This is a genomic window from Arachidicoccus sp. BS20 (genome assembly GCF_001659705.1).
GTDB lineage: Bacteria > Bacteroidota > Bacteroidia > Chitinophagales > Chitinophagaceae > Arachidicoccus.
Window position 1 is genome coordinate 2,197,833 of record NZ_CP015971.1, and the last position, 17,252, is coordinate 2,215,084.

Consider the following 17,252-nt stretch of genomic DNA (forward strand, 5'->3'; position numbering starts at 1 on the left):
ATGAAGAAATTTCAACGCATATTCACGTATCTCGGGCATTACAAATCCAAGCTGTTCAGCTATACATTATTTACGGTTTTAGGAACATTGTTCGGCATTTTATCAATCGGAATGTTGTCGCCGTTTCTTACCTTGATTATCGGCGATGAAAAAAATTCTTCTGCTAATTTGTTGCAGTCAAAATCAAGCGGAAAATTTATCCTTAATTTTCTGAACAGCGAAGTACAGCAACACGGCAAACTCGCTGCTATTGCTGCGGTTTGTATAATTATTATTGTATCCACCTTGCTGAAAAATATTTTTATTTATTTATCGGCTGTTATTTCTGCGCCTGTCCGAAGTTCCATTATCAAAAGGCTGCGCGATGAAATGTATGTAAAAGCTCTGCAACTCCCCATCGGATTTTTTACCGAGCAGAAAAAAGGCGATGTAATGTCGCGTATGACAAATGATATTAATGAAGTGGACAGTTCAATTGTAAGCACGCTGGAAGGCTTAATCAAAGATCCGTTCACAATAGTCGGTTATTTGATTGCGATGATTTTGATTAGCCCGGCATTGTCCATTGGTTTATTAATTCTTTTGCCATTGACAGGTTTTGTTATCGGTCGTGTAAGTCGTTTATTAAAGAAACAATCCAAAGCCATGAGCGAGCGACAAAGTGTTGCGCTCTCTATTTTGGACGAAACGCTTACGGGAATAAGAGTTGTAAAGGCTTTTCTGGCGGAAAAAATGATGCACAAAAAATTTGACGCCGTGAATGAAGATATGTTTGTGCTGCGCAATAAAATGTCGTATCGCCGCAATCTGGCTTCGCCTTTGACGGAAGTATTGGGCGTAACAGTGCTTGCGGCAATTTTGTATTTCGGCGGCATGTTGGTGGTAAAATATCAATTGATGAAAGGCGGCGATTTGCTGGCATATATCGGCATGTTTGCTTTCATTATTAATCCTGCGAAAACTTTGTCCACATCATTTTTCAACATTCAGCGCGGAAGCTCTGCGCTCACGCGAATTGAAGATTTTCTGGCTACGCCCGAAGTGATTGAAGACGGAGGAACGAATGAATTAAGTTTTGAAAGAGAAATACAGTTTAAAAATGTATTTTTTAGTTATCCAGACGGGACTGCCGTTTTAAAGAATATTAACCTTACTATTCCTAAAGGCAAAACCGTGGCGCTTGTAGGCAGCAGCGGCGCAGGAAAAAGTACGATTGCCGATTTGGTTCCGCGCTTTCACGACGTGAGTTCGGGCGAGTTGCTGATTGATGGAATCAACGTTAAAAATTATTCGCTCAAATCTTTGCGCGAGCATATCAGCATTGTAACACAGGAACCGATTTTGTTTAATGATTCTATTGCAAGCAATATTGCTTTGGGAAAAAATGATGCAAGCGAACAGCAAATTGAAGACGCGGCAAAGGTTGCCAATGCGTTTAATTTTATCCAACAGAAAGAAGAAAAATTTGACACCAACATTGGCGACAGAGGCAATAAATTAAGCGGCGGCGAAAAACAACGTGTAACCATTGCGCGCGCCGTTTTAAAAAATCCACCGATACTGATTTTGGATGAAGCCACTTCTTCGCTCGACACGGAAAGTGAAAGATTGGTACAGGATGCGATTGATAAAATGATGGAAAACCGCACTTCATTAGTAATTGCCCACAGACTCTCAACTGTGCGAAATGCTGATGAAATCATTGTTTTGGATAAAGGCGAAATTGCCGAACGCGGCTCCCACGATGAATTGCTGAAAATAGAAAATGGTATTTACAGTAGATTGGTTAGAATGCAGGAAGTGAAATAGACGGTTTTATTTGAACCACAAAGGCACAACGGCACGAAGGGACACAAAGAATAATTCGGAACACGCTTGCACGTCATTGCGAGGAGCGAGGTACGAGCGACGTGGCAATCTCAATAAAAATATGCGTTCCTTTACTCCAAAAACAATTGAAACAATAAGACAATTAAACAATCCAACACATTCGTATAATTTCTCTAAATTCGTGTAATCAAAAAATAATTTTATGGAAAACATTCATCCGCAATATACCTTCGACAACGCAGGAAATCCTGTGGGTGTTTTTTTGCCGATAGACGATTGGAATGCGATTACGGAAGAGTTGCATTTGGACTTGCCTGAATGGCAAAAGAGGTTGCTTGATGAACGCGTGGAAGCGTACAGAAAAAATCCAGAAGCGATGATTGATTGGGATAGCTTTGTGGCAGAAGAACTAAGTGATGATGAGTGAGTATAAACTGATTGTTGCTCCTGAAGTTCGCTATGATATACGCGAAGCCAAGCTTTGGTATAAAGATAAAAGCCCGACGCTGCCAAGACGTTTTGCAACAGAAGTGAGAACTACAATTGAGCAAGTAAAATTGCGACCGACAACGCACGCAATCCGTTACAACAACATACGCATTGCCAACTTACCGATATTTCCTTACGCCATTCATTATACTGTTGAAGAAAATATTGTTGTTGTACTCGCCGTTTTTCATGCTGCGTTAAATCCTGAAAAATGGTTGAACAGAAATAAATAAACTATTTATGAAAAAAACTTTGCTCACTATCGGTTTACTCATTATTTCCAACACATTCATGACGTTTGCGTGGTACGGGCATTTGAAATTCAGCAAATATGAATGGTTTAACAAACTGAATCTTGCAGGCGTCATTCTTATTAGTTGGGGAATTGCATTATTTGAATATTCATTTCAAGTGCCTGCCAATAGAATCGGCTTTAACGAAAACGGCGGACCGTTTAATCTTTGGCAATTAAAAGTAATTCAGGAAGCCGTAACGCTCACGGTATTTACCATTTTCACTGTTGTATTTTTTAAGGAAGAAACTTTTAAAATGAACCATTTGATTGGCTTCGGATTTTTGGTGTTGGCGGTGTATTTTATTTTTAAGAAATAATATTTATTCCCAAGAAAATTTATCCAATTTTCTCAACTGCGGTTCTCCACCACCTTGATAAAAAGAATTTGGATATTCTTCAATCCATTTTTCATTATTCTTTTCATCAAGATAATAATTCTCCCAATTTAATTGTTTGATTAGTGTTAGCTGTTTTAGCTTTTCATAAACTAAATCACCCTTTATAATAGTAATAATCTTATTTAATATTTCCCTCGCATCTTCCTCATCCTTTGCCAGCGCAGCTTTCAGTGCATCCAAGCCGTTAAATTTTTCTTCACTGCGCAACCATGCAAGCAATTCAACTTTGATATTCTTTCCGTAAATATCCTGTGCGAAATCAAAAATATTTACTTCAATGGAAATCCTTGTACTTTCTTCAATCGTCGGGCGCAAACTAATGCCTAACATTCCGCCGTAAGCCGCCTCATTCACAATCACTTTCACGGCATACACGCCAATCGCGGGAATTAATTTATCCGCATCTTCCACCTGAATATTCGCAGTAGGATAGCCGATGGTTCTGCCAATTTGATTGCCTTTCACAACCGTTCCTTGCAAGAAATAAGGATAACCTAAAAAATTAGTTACTGTCGCAATATCGCCATGCAGCAGGGCTTCGCGTATTTTTGTAGAACTGATGGTTACTTCGTTCAACAATTTTTCTGGAATTTCTTTTACCCGGAAATTCAACAGTTTGCCATAGCTTTCCAACGTATGATAATCGCCCGTTCTGCCTTTGCCGAAACGATGGTCATAGCCAATGATAATCGTATGCGGATGAATTTTTTTTACCAGAAAATCCTGCACATATTCTTCCGCCGTTTGCGAAGCAAAGGCTTCGTTAAATGGAACTACGATAACATTTTCAACGTTGTGTTTTTTGAGCAAACTAAGTTTTTCGTTTAGCGTATTGAGCAAGCGCAGCGGCGTTTCATTTTGTTGTACAATCTTTCTCGGATGCGGATGAAACGTAACAATAACGGTCTCTCCGGCGATTTGCTTTGCTTCATCTTTCAGTTGATGGATAATTTTTTGATGTCCCAAATGCACGCCATCGAACGTGCCGATTGTAACAACTGCATTGTTGAATAAAGGGAGATTTTCCAAGTCGTAAAATACACGCATGGGACAAAGATAAAATTATGTTTCACACAGAGATATGATTTCTCACAGAGAATACAAAGTAATTGAGACACCGAGCAACAAAATTCCGTGCCTCATTTTCTCTGTGCATTCTTTGAGAAATACAAACAAAAAACCGATAAACTTAGTTGCCTATCGGTTTGAATATTTTTTATTGTTATCGGTTATTGCTGATTGGTGTCTTTCTCCTTTTTATTTTTTACCATTTCCAGCAATTGTAATCCAAGTAATCCGCTGATGCCGCCTTCTGTACTGTTGCTGTCGCCGATTAAAATATCGGGAATGATTTTGATATTGCCTTTCGCAATTTCTTCCGTGATTTTAAATTTGGTAAAATTATCGCCGCCCATTGCTTTTACTTGTAATTCATACGCTTCAGCGGTGGACTTACCGATTGCCATAATTTTTTCGGCTTCTGCCAAACCGGTTTTACTGATTTTTTCTGCATCCGCACTTGCATTGAGTTTCGTAGCTTCTGCCTGAGCGCCCGCCCGCGCTTTGGTTGCTTCGGCTTCTGCATTGGCGCGCATTTTTGTAGCAATGGTTTCTGCTTCCACTTGCAGCTTTAAACTATTCGCATCACCTTCTGCTTTCTTCACAGTTGCATCGGCTGTTCGTTGCGCAATTTCAACACTTTGTTGCGCCTTCACAATTTCTTTTTGCATATCGGCGATCGCAGTTTCTTTTTCCATGCCTTGCCGTTGTTCCTGCGCCATTTTCTGTGTCTGATATGTTTTTTGTTCTTCTTCTGCAATCTTCCTGTCGGTCAACGTTTTCATCAATGCTTCAGGTGGAACAATGTCGCCGATTAACGTATCTACTGCATTTACGTTGTATTCGTCCAACACGGCTTTGATATGTTCGCGTGCCGCTTGTTGTCTTTCTTTGCGCGTGGTAAGAAAAGAAATTACATCACTGTCCTGTGCAGAGTTTCTGAAATAGTTGCCAATCGTGGGTTCCAGAACTTGCGACACAAGATTGTTCATGCTGCCGAAACGTGCAATTACTTTCGGAGCTTCATTCGCAGGTATGTGGATGATTTGCGCCACATCCAAATTGAACGGGAAGCCGTCGCGGCTACGAACTGTGATGGTGCTTAGGTTTTTATCCAATGCATGCGCTTCGCTGCGTGCATTTGCCCAGTTCAAAACAAGATTGGTTGTAGGAACGAGTTCCACTTTCATCGTGTATTTATTGAACGGATATTTTCCCGGACCATAAGGTTCTGTCCACACGCCGCGCTGACCTTTGCTTACAATGTTACCGTGCTTGAAACTTTCGCCTGTAACATCTTTGCCGTCTTCGCCCACATAACTTATCACAACGCCTACATTGCCGATAGGAACATCAGTCATTGGTGTTTCTTCAATTTGTACAGCCCAAGGATTAATGTTGTAGCTTCCCGCAAGAATAATATTTTGCTGCAAGCCACGATTACCGCCGTTTTCGAGGAATATGTCAAAGTCCTGAAAGTTATTATGCCCTTCAATATGTTTGCCCGCGATTTGTCCGCTTTCGATAGGTTTGCCGTCAAGCGTTGTAATAATGCCGACCATATTTTCGCGGATGATAACCATGTCGGTAATCGTAACCGTAAATGCGAAAGTATTAATACGGTATGTTCCCGCCGTGATATAAGATGTTTGACGACCTTTCTGTCCGCCGTTTTTCAGAAACTTTTCTGCATCCTGGAAATTGTCACTTTCCACCCTTCTTGCTAAAATAGAACCTGTAGGAATTTCGGCGCCGTCGTTGGAAAGTACCAGCCCGATTTTCCCTTCGGGAATAATAGTGAATGGCTGCATTTCAACGCCGTATTGCCAGGGAAACATTCCCCAATACAAACCGGGCGCTAAAGTTTTTGCCTGAAAGCCGGCTTCGCCATTGGTGGCAATAATTCTGCCATCGGGAAGATTTTTATTTGCACCGAAAAGAACGAATTTCTTGGTAACCAATCCGATTTTGTTTTCGGGAACAATGACCATTCCAAAGAAAACACGAAGAATAAATTTGTAAAGAATAAGACCAAGAATGATGAGTAAAACCCACCAATAGTTGGTTAGTAATGATTGCATATTCATGTAATGTTAATTAAAAAAGGCTTACAATTTTTATCAAATGTAAGCCTTTTTTAATTTCGTTTTATTTCAATTTAAACGCTTTCTTAACCTTCGTTACATAGTCCAGTTTTTCCCAAGTGAACAATTCCACTTTCACTTTTTTCTCTTTACCGTCGGGCGATTTGAAGACTTTTGTAATCACTTCGTTTTGGCGTCCCATGTGTCCGTAAGCTGCAGTTTCGCTGTAAATGGGTGTGCGCAATTTCAATCTTTCTTCAATGAAATAAGGACGCATATCAAATACTTCTTCTACAATTGTAGAAATCTCGCCGTCGGTTAATTCCACATTCGCCGTACCGAAAGTATTTACATAAATACCCATCGGTTTTGCTACGCCGATTGCATAAGAAACCTGCACCAGCGCTTCGTCTGCAACGCCCGCCGCTACAAGGTTTTTCGCAATGTGGCGTGTTGCATACGCCGCGCTTCTGTCCACTTTGCTTGGGTCTTTTCCGCTGAAAGCGCCGCCGCCGTGCGCGCCCTTTCCGCCGTAAGTATCTACGATAATTTTTCTTCCTGTCAAGCCTGTATCGCCGTGCGGACCGCCGATTACAAACTTACCTGTTGGATTGATATGATATCTAATTGCATCGTTGAAAAAGTGTTTGTAGGCAGGATATTTTTTTACAATTCTCGGAATCAAAATGGTCTTAATATCTTTCTCGATTTTTGACAGCATTTTTTCTTCCGTATCAAAATCGTCGTGCTGTGTAGAGATTACGATGGCATCGATACGAACTGGTTTGTTGTTATCATCATATTCCAGCGTTACCTGCGATTTTGCATCGGGACGAAGATATTTGATTTGCTTGTTTTCTCTGCGAAGCGCAGCCAGTTCAATCAGTAAAGTATGCGCCAGGTCTAATGCCAAAGGCATATAATTTTCGGTTTCGTTGGTTGCGTAACCAAACATCATTCCCTGGTCGCCGGCGCCTTGCTCTTCCTTGTTTTTCCGCACAACGCCTTGGTTAATATCCGGCGATTGTTCGTGGATTGCAGAAATCACACCACAGGAATTTGCTTCAAACATATATTCGCTTTTAGTGTAACCGATTTTTTTGATTACGTCGCGCGCGATGGTTTGTACATCAAGGTAAGCGGTTGATTTTACTTCGCCTGCAAGCACCACTTGCCCTGTGGTTACGAGCGTTTCGCAAGCCACCTTTGACTGCGGGTCAAACGCCAAAAAATTATCGATTAATGCATCTGAAATCTGGTCAGCGACTTTGTCGGGATGTCCTTCTGATACGGACTCGGAAGTAAACAAATAAGGCATAAAAGCTTTTGTCTATTGATTTAATGAATTAAAAGTGTCAGGCGAATATACAACTTGCATCAAAATCAGAAAATGATGTAAACGTTTTTTATTTACGGGGCAATTTCATTGTACAGTTCAATGTATTCGCTGAGGTCGGTATCCCAACCTTTGAACGGCAATATTTTTTTGCCTTTGGCTTTAGAAAATTCGGCAATTAATTTTTTATCGATAGCATCGGATGCAAAAATAATTCCATCGGCGTAAGTGGCACCGCCTTTGTTCATACCTGTATTATCGAGCGTTTTAAACGGTTCTAAATCCTTCGGTTTGATATTTGCGTTGATAGCCGCAAGTTCCAGAAAATCTTTTTCTACCTTTTCTTCAAATGTGTTAGGCGATACAGAAAATAATACTTTGCTATTGGTAAATACCGGATCTTTTTTATAAGCCGTTTTTACATACAAAGGAATCAGGCTCGTCATCCAGCCGCTGCAATGGATAATGTCGGGCGCCCAACCGAATTTTTTAACGGTTTCCAGCGCGCCTTTTGCAAAGAACACGGTACGCAATCCGTTGTCGTCAAACCATTGTTCGTTCTCGTCGTGAAAAACAAATTTTCTTTTGAAAAACTCTTCATTGTCTAAAAAATAAACCTGCAATCTTGCGTTGGGCAACGAAGCAACTTTTATTTGAAGAGGATAATCGTCATTACCTACCGGAACATTAATTCCTGATAAACGCACTACTTCGTGCAAACGATGACGGCGCTCGTTAATAACGCCAAAGCGTGGCATAATACATCTCACTTCCAGTCCTGCTTCATTACTTTTAATTGCCAGCTTATTGATTATTTCTGCGTATTCTGTCAGTTCTAAATAGGGCGACATTTCCGTAGAAATAAATAAAATTCTTTTTTTATTAGACATTCTTATACCAATTTTGTCCTTAAACAGGTCTGCAAAGGTAAAGAAAATAGTTCAATTGCTTTTTTAGCATATAAATGAACACAATCGGCATTAATTCTTAATAGAAATATCAATATGCTTTCTTTGTACATTTTGTAGATTGCTTCGCAATATCCAGCCGAATTTTGCTATTCTATCATCGGCAACAACTGCGATTAATGCATATTTCACGTACGCATTTACAAGCAAAACTTTGTCCCCTGCATTGAATTTATAATTGGTCAAATTACCTTTAACATCTTCTTCAATCGGCAAAAATTTGCCTATACATTCCTGCTTTATTTCTGCAGAGTAATTTGCAATCAGATATGAATTTTTTGCCATATCGAAATCCAACGGAATATTATTTATTTTATAATGAACGCCAAGTTCTCCGTTATCTCTTTCATGAGCATCTTCTTTAAAGAGAGTCATTCGCATAGAATCTTTAAAAAAGTTAAACTCATAAATTGTATAGAGATTCTTCGTGTATTGCTCTTCTGTAAGTTGAGTGAAATCTTTATTTACCGCCTCTTTCAAATCAAACCGTTGAGAAGTATCAGGATAATCTTTCTCGAAGTTCTCAAAGCCCCATGTTCCACTTCCGCCATTATCAAATATCGCAAGCCATTTTTCTTGTCCCTGATAATTTATTTTCTCTCCGATTAAACTAAGGAATGCCATGCTTTTATTATAGTTTAAGCTTGTGGCATCGCCAATTGTAAAAGCAAAAGCTGAATCGTTGAGAAACGCAATTCTAAAATATGTTGTATCCACGTGTTTTGAGTTTTTGTAACGCCACGTTCCATAGTATGTGCCGTTTTTCTCGGAGCGTAAAATGTGCGGTTGGGAAAAAATAAAAAATGGGATAACTAAAAAAACAGTTATCAGTAATTGAACGAATAATCTATTTTTCATTTTATGTATAAAATATATGGCAATTTAAAATGAATTAGTCAATTACTTTTGCATTATCAATTTTTAACGAATGATTTTATTCAAACGAATTTCAGATTTACAAACGCATCTTCAAAAGCTCAGACAGGAGAACAAAACCATCGGTTTTGCCCCTACAATGGGTGCGCTGCACGAAGGACATCTATCGCTCATAAAAGCCTCTCAGGAAGAAGTGGATATTACGATTTGCAGCATATTTGTAAATCCAACACAATTTAACGACAGCAAGGATTTTGAGAAATATCCTATCACAATTGACAACGATATTTATCTATTAGAAAAACAACGTTGCGATATACTGTTTCTTCCGTCCGTAAACGAAATTTATCCGAACGGAAAAGAACTAAAACAGCTTTACGATTTAGGTTTTATAGAATCCATTCTGGAAGGTGCTTTCCGTCCCGGACACTTTCAAGGTGTGTGCCAGGTAGTGGACAGATTGCTCGAAATTGTTCAGCCCGATTTACTGTTCATGGGACAAAAAGATTACCAGCAAATCATGGTTGTGAAGAAAATGATTGAGTTGAAAAATCATAAAGCCAAAGTCATAGTTGTACCTATCTTCAGAGAGCCAAGCGGACTCGCAAGCAGCAGCAGAAATATGCGTTTGACTAATGATGAAAAAGAAAAAGCCACGGCGATTTACCAAAGTTTGATTTTTATTAAAGAAAATATCAGCAGGCTTTTCTTTGTTGAAATAAAACAGCAGGTTGCCGAAATGCTGATGAACAGCGAATTTCAGAAGATTGATTATATAGAAATTTGTAATGCGGAAACGCTGGAGCCCTTGGAAAAATATGACAAAACCATAAAATTAGTCGCACTAATTGCCGCATTCATTGGCGAAGTAAGATTGATTGATAACATGATTTTATAAAATCATCTGCCAAGACACGTGTCTTCACGAGCCTTATGTTTCGGTACGTGAGACACGTACCGATGCGTAGAATTTTAAACAGGTTTATAAAATCGTTTTGTCGTATTTTTGATTAATTGTTATAACTTTAAATTGTTCGGCATATTTCATGAGCATTACACAGGGTTTTCAATCTTATTTCAAACAACAGAAAGCTTTTTATTATCGTAATTACCGTTTATTTATTGTAGGGCAAACGTTATCCTTAGTCGGAACATGGATTCAACGCCTGGCAATGATTTGGCTCGCATACAAACTCACAAACTCTGCATTTCTGCTGGGTTTGGTAGGATTTTGCGAGCAGATTCCCATCTTTCTCATTGCACCTTTTGCTGGCGTTTTTGCCGACCGCTGGGATAAACATAAAGCATTAATAAGAATTGAATCACTCGCTATGATTCAAGCTGCAATACTTGGCATTCTTACTTTCACGGGAGTAATACATATCGCTTACATTATTGTTTTGAGCCTATGTCTTGGCGTCATTAATGCGTTTGAAGTTCCCATTCGCCAGTCATTCGTTGTAGAAATGGTCAATCGCGACAAAGAAGCTTTACCCAACGCCATCGCACTCAATTCCACGTTGTTTAATTTGTCAAGATTAATTGGTCCTTCCGTTGCAGGCATTTTAATTAGTACGGTAGGCGAAGGCTGGTGTTTTATGGCAAATGCTATCAGCTACGCAGTCGTTACAATTTCTTTGTTACTGATGAAAGTATTGCCGATGGAAAAGATTGTTCAGGAAAGCGGTCATGTATTTGAAAAGCTGAAAGAAGGAATTGTTTATATCAAATCACGCAAAGTAATGAGCAACCTATTGCTACTGCTGGCAATTGTAAGTTTTAGCAATGCTTCACTGCGCACATTGGCTCCAGTATTTGCACAGGATGTTTTAAAAGGTAATGCCAATACACTGGGTTTTTTGATGACGGCGGCAGGCGTAGGCGCTATTTGCGGCGCAATATTTCTAACCAAAAGAAAAAATTCTTATATGCTGCGGCGAATTGTTTCTTTCACTGGATTGCTGCTCGGCGCAATGATGATGTGTTTTTCTTTCTCAAAAATACTCGCGCTCTCATTGGTCTTTATTGCGTTCACAGGCTTTGCGCAAATGATGCACACGGCAAGTACGAACACATTATTACAGCTTCATGTGGACGATGATAAGCGCGGCCGTGTGATGAGCTTTTATACAGTATGTTTACAAGGTACAATGCCTTTCGGCAGTCTGGTTGCCGGCACGTTCGCAAGCTGGTTCGGAGGCACTTGGGCAATGTGCGCCATGGGAACCATTTGTTTGGTTGCAACGCTCATATTTCGTCATCCGCCGGAAAAAAAAACAAACTGATATAAAAACATTACGGCTTCAATACAAATACCGAAGACGGAAATACTATATCGTCATATACGCTTGACAGGCGTTGGATTCCGGCTTTATTGTCATAAACTTTAATTTCCGGATGCGCGGCATTATAACGAATCCAGCTGTTATCAACATTTTTTCCTTTAATAAAATTGACCCAGTCGCTATGGATTTCTTCTGCTAAGGAATCATTTATATTTTTATTATGTACAGCATTGGGGATGTACCAAACGTATTTCAGTTCGTCGCCGTGCACCGCACCATATTTGCCCTTTCCGTAATCAAAACGATACACCCATGTCGGATAATTTGCTTCCGAAAAAGCTTTCGCTAAACGATAAGAATGCATTTGATACATATACTGTGTCAATAACGGAACAGCTACCGAAGCAGTATCGGCAACGCCTGCAATTGCTTTTTTAAATGCGCAGTAAACAACCGAGCCATTTGCGCCAAACCAATCTGTCAAAACTTTTTCTGTTGGATGATATAACCTTTTGTCAAAATCCATAAAGAGCTTTGCTTCACTTTTATTTGTGCCGATAAGAATCCTGATTTTACGCCGGTGGTGGAGAATATATTTGTACGGATTTTCTTTATAAACAATACCGTCGATAACCGGACCGAAATAATTAGTTCCCTGCGCACCCGATAAAACTTTTTCCTGCGCGCGGATAATTTTTTCCGTAGAAATAGACAGAATATCTTTTGGATTTGTAATGTTCAACGCTTCAAATAACCGCTTCCGAATAGCAAATGCAGTAGCAGAATCGTGAATGCACTGCACGCCACCGCTTTCCATTACAGCTTGATGAATTAGCCCGTCGGATAAAGGTGTTGCCAATAATGCCGCGACTAATTTTGCGCCCGCAGATTCGCCCATGACCGTGATTTTATCGGGGTCGCCGCCAAACTTACCGATATTATTTTTTATCCATTTCAATGCTGTTATGCAATCTAATACCGCATTGTTTCCCGACGTTGCATAATCTTTTCCCAAATCGTTTAATTCCAAAAATCCGAATGCACCCAATCGGTAATTAAAGGTAACGGCAACTATGCTGTCTCTGTCGGAAAACGCATGACCATTAAAGTCTTTCCCTGTGCCGCCGGTCATGCCGCCGCCATGAATCCAAACCATTACAGGACACGCCTTTGAGGATTTCAAATCATTGGAATAAATATTTAAAGACAAGAAATTTTCTTCATCAACAGGATGACTTGCCTGAGGTGCAACCGGGCTGAATTTGGTACAATCCAAAGTATCTATCCAATTTGTTGTAGGTTGCGGTGCTTTAAAACGAAATTCGCCAACAGGCGTTTTAGCATAGGGAACACCTTTGAATACATAAGAATTTTCTTCTTTTAGTCCCTCAATATATCCGTTGCGAATATGAACAATTTCAGACTGGGCTTTTGCAGCAGAAGCCATGCAGAAAACGCTTAAACAATAAACAATGTTGCGACCTATAATTTTCGTGATGAACATTTTTGTACAGATTAAGAAAGCAAAAAATTTAATCATTTAAAGGTACTCTTTTCTTTTTCAAAAATCTGTAGTACATTTCATATCAAATAAATTGGCAGAGCACAATTGACCGTCGTCAATTTTCCCACACCGCAATAACAGCAATTAAAACGGCAGTATTCCAATGAAAGTGTTACGTTAATATTCAAATTGCAGCTTTACCGAACATCGGCAGCACAAACTTAAACGCTGTCCCTTTGCCCGGCTCGCTGATAACCTCAATGGTAGATTGATGCAATTCCAATATTTTTTTCACAATTGCCAAACCAATGCCCATTCCTTTTTTCGGAACGTTTTTATTGTCTAATTGTTTGTATCGTTCAAAAATAAAAGCCTGCTCTTCCGGCGCAATACCGATGCCTGTGTCTGCAACCTGAACGCCAATGCCCGCTTGTGTTTCAGTCAATCGTATAGTAATGCTGCCGCCTTCGGGCGTGAATTTAAAAGCATTGTCCAACAGGTTTTGCAGCACACGTTCGGTCAAAGCAATGTCTGCGAAAACAGGCGGCAAATTAGACGGAGCATCTATCTTTAAATGAATGTTTTTTTCATCGGCTTTTAATTGATAAGCCATTAAAATATCCGATGCCAATTCGCTTATTAAAAACGATTCTTTTTCGGGTGTTACCAGATTCGCTTCGAGTTTTGCATACTGAAATAATTGTTCTACAAGCCCTGAAAGTTTTTTGGTACTATCGTGAATGACGGATAAAAATTTCTCTTTATCGCTTTGCGAAAGCGAATCTTTTTTCATCATCATTGTTTCCACATAGCCTTGCATTATGGACAACGGCGTGCGCAAATCGTGCGACACATTTGCAATCAGTTCCTGACGAAATTTATCGGTCGCGGTTATCTTGTCGAAATTATCTACAATCACATCCGCCATTTCATTGAACGTAGAAGTGAGCATTCCAAGATTACCTTCGGCATATCCATGAATGCGCGCAGTGTAATCTCCTTCTTTAAATCGCTTTACCACTGCCGCAATTCTGCAAATACTATCCGTTATCAAAAAGAAAGTAACAATGCCTACGATAAACGCCACAGTAAGCGCCGTGAAAAATATATAACTGCTCAAGCGGGAATGCAAATGCATATTGAGCGCGCTTAAAATTTCTTTCTGCTTTTCGCTTGCCAATACCGCATAAACATAACCCTCAAGTTTGCTGTTTTCATACACGGGTGCAGCGGAAAAAATACTTGGTTCATTCGGCTGTTTCGGATTATCGCCCATCGGTCGGTGCATGGCATCGGCGGCGAGCCATTGTTTTACTTTGGCAATGTTTACATGATGAATTTGCACGGTTGTATCAGGCACAACATAATCTACAATCTTACCTGCCGTATCCAACAAATAAACTTCCACGCTTGGATTGGCAACCATGGTGGAATGAATAATGTCGTGCGTAACGCTTGTATCGGGCTTGCCGTTTTTAAAAGGTTGCGTGAAAGTGGCAAGGTGCTTGGCAACATCGCCGTACAATTCCTGATGCGCTGCGGTGTAATATGATTTGGAAAAACGCGAAGCGATTTGTACAAACACAATACCCAATACAATCAACAGCACCGTGAACACAGCCGTGATTTTCCAGAATAACAAATTGCCTTTGATAGTTTTTATAGACATAAAAATTGATTTATTTTTTCACGCAACGATGCAACGTTTAATTCGATAAACTTATTATCATTTACATTGAGCCAAATCCATTCTTTGTGTAGTTCCGTGTAACCTCTGTGTTTCTCTGTGATACGGCTATTACACAGAGTGCTACAAAGATTTCACAGAGTTTCGCAGAGATTTATTCGCGTGAAACTAAACTCATAATTCTTCATTAAAGCGATACCCCACGCCCCAACTCGTCAAAATATATTTCGGATTGGAAACGTCTTTTTCAATCTTGCCGCGCAGGCGATTGATGTGTGAATTAACCGTGTGCTCATAGCCTTCAAAATCGTAACCCCAAACCAAATTCAGTAAACGCTTTCGGCTGTAACTCTTGCCCGGATTGGATGCCAGCAAAGCCAACAGTTCAAACTCTCGCGGCGAAAGTTCTATTCTTGTATTATCCAATGTTACTTTTCTTTTATCCAAATCAATTTCCAAGCCGTCATAATTAACGATGGATGATGAAGCGACATTATCCTGCAAAGCATCTTTATCTTCCTGCCTGCGGAATATCACTTTTACCCGCGCAATAAATTCCCGCACGCTGAAAGGCTTGGTAAGATAATCGTCCGCGCCCGTTTCCAACCCCATCACTTTATCGATTTCTTCAGAGCGCGCCGTGAGCATTAGTATTGGCGTTTGTCTGTCTGTTTGCCTTATCTTTCTGCATATTTCCATACCGTTTAATCCCGGCAGCATAATATCCAGAATGATTAAATCAAACTGCTCTTCTTTCGCCAAAGTCAGTCCCTGCCAGCCATCGGAAGACGACAACACTTTGCATCCCAAATCATGAAGATGAATGGTTAGTAACTCCACAATGTTAGCGTCGTCTTCTATTATTAAAACCGATTTTGTATCCATAAAAATATAATCTCAAACAAAGGTCGATTAAAAAAACGATGCAAAAACGGCTGTGATACTTTTGTTATAATTCCGCAACCACTTTGGGATATTGTCTTCATTTTTTTGCATCATCAAACAAATTATTCAACACAAAAAAATAAGAAAATGAAAGCAACATTCTTAAAATCATTTACGGTACTCTCGGCATTGGCATCGTTCGCATCTTGCAGTAAAGACAACAACAATGCACCTACGCCTACAAGCAATACCATTACGATTGAAAATGTATTGCAGTCGCAGCCTTTGGTAGAATCGGGCACTTTTCAAAACGCAGGCGCATCGCCGTTAATTATGCCCGGCGAGTCTGTATCATTTCAGTTTTCGGCAGCTAAAGGCGAAGCCGTTTCTTTCGCTACGATGTACGGCGCATCCAACGATTTGTTTTTCGCGCCGGCAAATCCGGGCATTCAGGTTTATGATGCAAACGGCAATCCAATCGAAGGCGATGTGTCTTCACAAATAAAATTGTGGGATAATGGAACGCGCGTAAACCAAAAGCTGAGCGAAGTAACGCATCCCGGCACAGCAGAAACCACGCCGCAAAATATTATGGAAATTAAAGGAAGCGATGCTGCCGGTAACACTTACTTGCCTGCATCTTCATTGATGAAAGTAAGTTTGAAATACAATGGTAATTCTATGTTCACGCTTACCATTGAAAATAATTCAAAAGGCACAGCAAACGAAACGCCATTCAGTCCGGGTGTCTGGTCTATTTCTTATATCGTTGGCGGCAATTTATTAAACGCCAATCCGCTTTATACCGAAGGAAAACCTTCTGTAAACGGATTGACAAACATTGCTGAAGCCGGCGATAACACTGCATTGTACAGTTATATCAAAGGCATTACAGGAATTTTTACACCATTATCTCCTGTGCTGGTTGTAGTGTATAACGGAATCGAAAACCCTATTTATACGGTTGGACAAAATGATGCAGGACACGGCTTAAAAGACATTGCGCAAAAAGGAGATGCCACCGCATTGTCAGATTATTTAAAAACCGTACAAGGCGTGAAAAATGTGTATGTATTGCCGGCGGCTAATTCAAATGTTTTGCTTCCGGTAATAGACGGAGCGGAAGGCAGCAGCGTATCGCAGCAACTGGCGGTTGTAAAAGGCGATAAAATTGCAATAGCAACTATGTACGGGTTTTCCAACGACTGGTTTTTTGCAACCACAGGCGATATTGATGCTACGCAAAAAGGCGATATATCTTCTCAGGTAGGATTGTTTGACGATGGCACGGCAGTGAATCAATATCCCGGCGCGGGCGTTACGCAATTCAACCTTGCAGGTACGCCACTTGCGGAAAGCCAACCAATTGCAGCAGTTCCTAATCCGAACGCATTTACAACATTACCGGCTATCAACAACATCATAAAAGTTACGTTGCAATAGCATCCATAAATCATAAGGAAGTATGTTGTATCATTCAAAACAGACAACATACTTCCCTTAAAACAACTCATGAATATTATACGCGATCGCCGCAATACAATGTAAAACTTTAT

15 protein-coding genes are annotated in these 17,252 nt (G+C 40.1%); 7 read left to right on the plus strand and 8 right to left on the minus strand.

The genetic code is table 11. From position 1 onward, the window contains the following. The 4 genes from A9P82_RS09925 (at position 1) to A9P82_RS09940 (ending at position 2,931) form a co-directional block, all read left to right on the plus strand. A complete protein-coding gene (locus A9P82_RS09925) occupies positions 1-1,809 on the plus strand; it encodes an ABC transporter ATP-binding protein (protein ID WP_066207426.1) in 1,809 nt (602 codons plus the stop codon). Positions 1,810-2,032: 223 nt separating this feature from the next. Continuing rightward, complete coding sequence (locus A9P82_RS09930) at positions 2,033-2,257, plus strand: addiction module protein (protein ID WP_066207428.1); 225 nt, start codon at positions 2,033-2,035, stop codon at positions 2,255-2,257. Beyond that, a complete protein-coding gene (locus A9P82_RS09935; RefSeq protein ID WP_066207430.1) occupies positions 2,250-2,552 on the plus strand; it encodes a type II toxin-antitoxin system RelE/ParE family toxin in 303 nt (100 codons plus the stop codon). Before A9P82_RS09930 ends, A9P82_RS09935 begins: the two co-directional genes overlap by 8 nt. A gap of 7 nt (positions 2,553-2,559) precedes the next feature. Then, positions 2,560-2,931, plus strand: a complete 372-nt coding sequence (locus tag A9P82_RS09940; RefSeq protein WP_066207431.1) for a DMT family protein — start codon at positions 2,560-2,562, stop codon at positions 2,929-2,931. Between the two features lie 3 nt (positions 2,932-2,934). On the opposite strand, the gene A9P82_RS09945 is transcribed toward A9P82_RS09940, so the two are convergent. From A9P82_RS09945 to A9P82_RS09965, 5 genes are all read right to left on the minus strand, one after another. Then, on the minus strand, positions 2,935-4,059 hold the full coding sequence (locus A9P82_RS09945; protein WP_066207433.1) for a bifunctional riboflavin kinase/FAD synthetase: 1,125 nt from the start codon (positions 4,057-4,059) through the stop codon (positions 2,935-2,937). Between the two features lie 182 nt (positions 4,060-4,241). Continuing rightward, on the minus strand, positions 4,242-6,152 hold the full coding sequence (locus tag A9P82_RS09950; RefSeq protein ID WP_066209814.1) for an SPFH domain-containing protein: 1,911 nt from the start codon (positions 6,150-6,152) through the stop codon (positions 4,242-4,244). Between the two features lie 67 nt (positions 6,153-6,219). Further along, entirely contained in the window at positions 6,220-7,473 is a 1,254-nt protein-coding gene (metK, locus tag A9P82_RS09955; protein WP_066207435.1) for a methionine adenosyltransferase, read from the minus strand. 92 nt (positions 7,474-7,565) lie between these two features. Then, a complete protein-coding gene (locus A9P82_RS09960) occupies positions 7,566-8,381 on the minus strand; it encodes a glycogen/starch synthase (protein ID WP_066207437.1) in 816 nt (271 codons plus the stop codon). Positions 8,382-8,471: 90 nt separating this feature from the next. Next, a complete protein-coding gene (locus A9P82_RS09965; protein WP_066207439.1) occupies positions 8,472-9,317 on the minus strand; it encodes a hypothetical protein in 846 nt (281 codons plus the stop codon). Positions 9,318-9,387: 70 nt separating this feature from the next. Here A9P82_RS09965 and panC point away from each other — a divergent pair, with 70 nt between their 5' ends. Next, positions 9,388-10,233, plus strand: a complete 846-nt coding sequence (panC, locus tag A9P82_RS09970) for a pantoate--beta-alanine ligase (RefSeq protein ID WP_066207441.1) — start codon at positions 9,388-9,390, stop codon at positions 10,231-10,233. A gap of 148 nt (positions 10,234-10,381) precedes the next feature. Continuing rightward, complete coding sequence (locus A9P82_RS09975) at positions 10,382-11,620, plus strand: MFS transporter (protein ID WP_066207445.1); 1,239 nt, start codon at positions 10,382-10,384, stop codon at positions 11,618-11,620. 10 nt (positions 11,621-11,630) lie between these two features. Here A9P82_RS09975 and A9P82_RS09980 read toward each other — a convergent pair whose 3' ends face one another. The 3 genes from A9P82_RS09980 to A9P82_RS09990 all read right to left on the minus strand — a co-directional run bounded on the left by A9P82_RS09980 (position 11,631) and on the right by A9P82_RS09990 (position 15,696). Beyond that, the gene (locus tag A9P82_RS09980; RefSeq protein WP_197492139.1) at positions 11,631-13,124 is read right to left on the minus strand and encodes a carboxylesterase/lipase family protein; all 1,494 of its coding nucleotides are present in this window, start codon (positions 13,122-13,124) and stop codon (positions 11,631-11,633) included. Positions 13,125-13,308: 184 nt separating this feature from the next. Beyond that, positions 13,309-14,793, minus strand: a complete 1,485-nt coding sequence (locus A9P82_RS09985) for a HAMP domain-containing sensor histidine kinase (protein ID WP_066207449.1) — start codon at positions 14,791-14,793, stop codon at positions 13,309-13,311. 192 nt (positions 14,794-14,985) lie between these two features. Continuing rightward, a complete protein-coding gene (locus A9P82_RS09990; RefSeq protein ID WP_066207452.1) occupies positions 14,986-15,696 on the minus strand; it encodes a response regulator transcription factor in 711 nt (236 codons plus the stop codon). A gap of 147 nt (positions 15,697-15,843) precedes the next feature. On the opposite strand from A9P82_RS09990, the gene A9P82_RS09995 reads away from it, so the two are divergent. Further along, positions 15,844-17,139 (plus strand): spondin domain-containing protein, encoded by a 1,296-nt coding sequence (locus A9P82_RS09995; protein ID WP_066209815.1) that lies wholly within the window; start codon positions 15,844-15,846, stop codon positions 17,137-17,139. The last annotated feature ends 113 nt before the right edge of the window (positions 17,140-17,252 follow it).

What these genes read in the sequence shown, in the direction of transcription:
- A9P82_RS09925 (WP_066207426.1), top strand. Translation starts at nt 1, where the DNA reads ATGAAGAAATTTCAACGCATATTCACGTATCTCGGGCATTACAAATCC.
- A9P82_RS09930 (WP_066207428.1), top strand. Translation starts at nt 2,033, where the DNA reads ATGGAAAACATTCATCCGCAATATACCTTCGACAACGCAGGAAATCCT.
- A9P82_RS09935 (WP_066207430.1), top strand. Translation starts at nt 2,250, where the DNA reads ATGAGTGAGTATAAACTGATTGTTGCTCCTGAAGTTCGCTATGATATA.
- A9P82_RS09940 (WP_066207431.1), top strand. Translation starts at nt 2,560, where the DNA reads ATGAAAAAAACTTTGCTCACTATCGGTTTACTCATTATTTCCAACACA.
- A9P82_RS09945 (WP_066207433.1), bottom strand. Translation starts at nt 4,059, where the DNA reads ATGCGTGTATTTTACGACTTGGAAAATCTCCCTTTATTCAACAATGCA.
- A9P82_RS09950 (WP_066209814.1), bottom strand. Translation starts at nt 6,152, where the DNA reads ATGCAATCATTACTAACCAACTATTGGTGGGTTTTACTCATCATTCTT.
- metK (WP_066207435.1), bottom strand. Translation starts at nt 7,473, where the DNA reads ATGCCTTATTTGTTTACTTCCGAGTCCGTATCAGAAGGACATCCCGAC.
- A9P82_RS09960 (WP_066207437.1), bottom strand. Translation starts at nt 8,381, where the DNA reads ATGTCTAATAAAAAAAGAATTTTATTTATTTCTACGGAAATGTCGCCC.
- A9P82_RS09965 (WP_066207439.1), bottom strand. Translation starts at nt 9,317, where the DNA reads ATGAAAAATAGATTATTCGTTCAATTACTGATAACTGTTTTTTTAGTT.
- panC (WP_066207441.1), top strand. Translation starts at nt 9,388, where the DNA reads ATGATTTTATTCAAACGAATTTCAGATTTACAAACGCATCTTCAAAAG.
- A9P82_RS09975 (WP_066207445.1), top strand. Translation starts at nt 10,382, where the DNA reads ATGAGCATTACACAGGGTTTTCAATCTTATTTCAAACAACAGAAAGCT.
- A9P82_RS09980 (WP_197492139.1), bottom strand. Translation starts at nt 13,124, where the DNA reads ATGTTCATCACGAAAATTATAGGTCGCAACATTGTTTATTGTTTAAGC.
- A9P82_RS09985 (WP_066207449.1), bottom strand. Translation starts at nt 14,793, where the DNA reads ATGTCTATAAAAACTATCAAAGGCAATTTGTTATTCTGGAAAATCACG.
- A9P82_RS09990 (WP_066207452.1), bottom strand. Translation starts at nt 15,696, where the DNA reads ATGGATACAAAATCGGTTTTAATAATAGAAGACGACGCTAACATTGTG.
- A9P82_RS09995 (WP_066209815.1), top strand. Translation starts at nt 15,844, where the DNA reads ATGAAAGCAACATTCTTAAAATCATTTACGGTACTCTCGGCATTGGCA.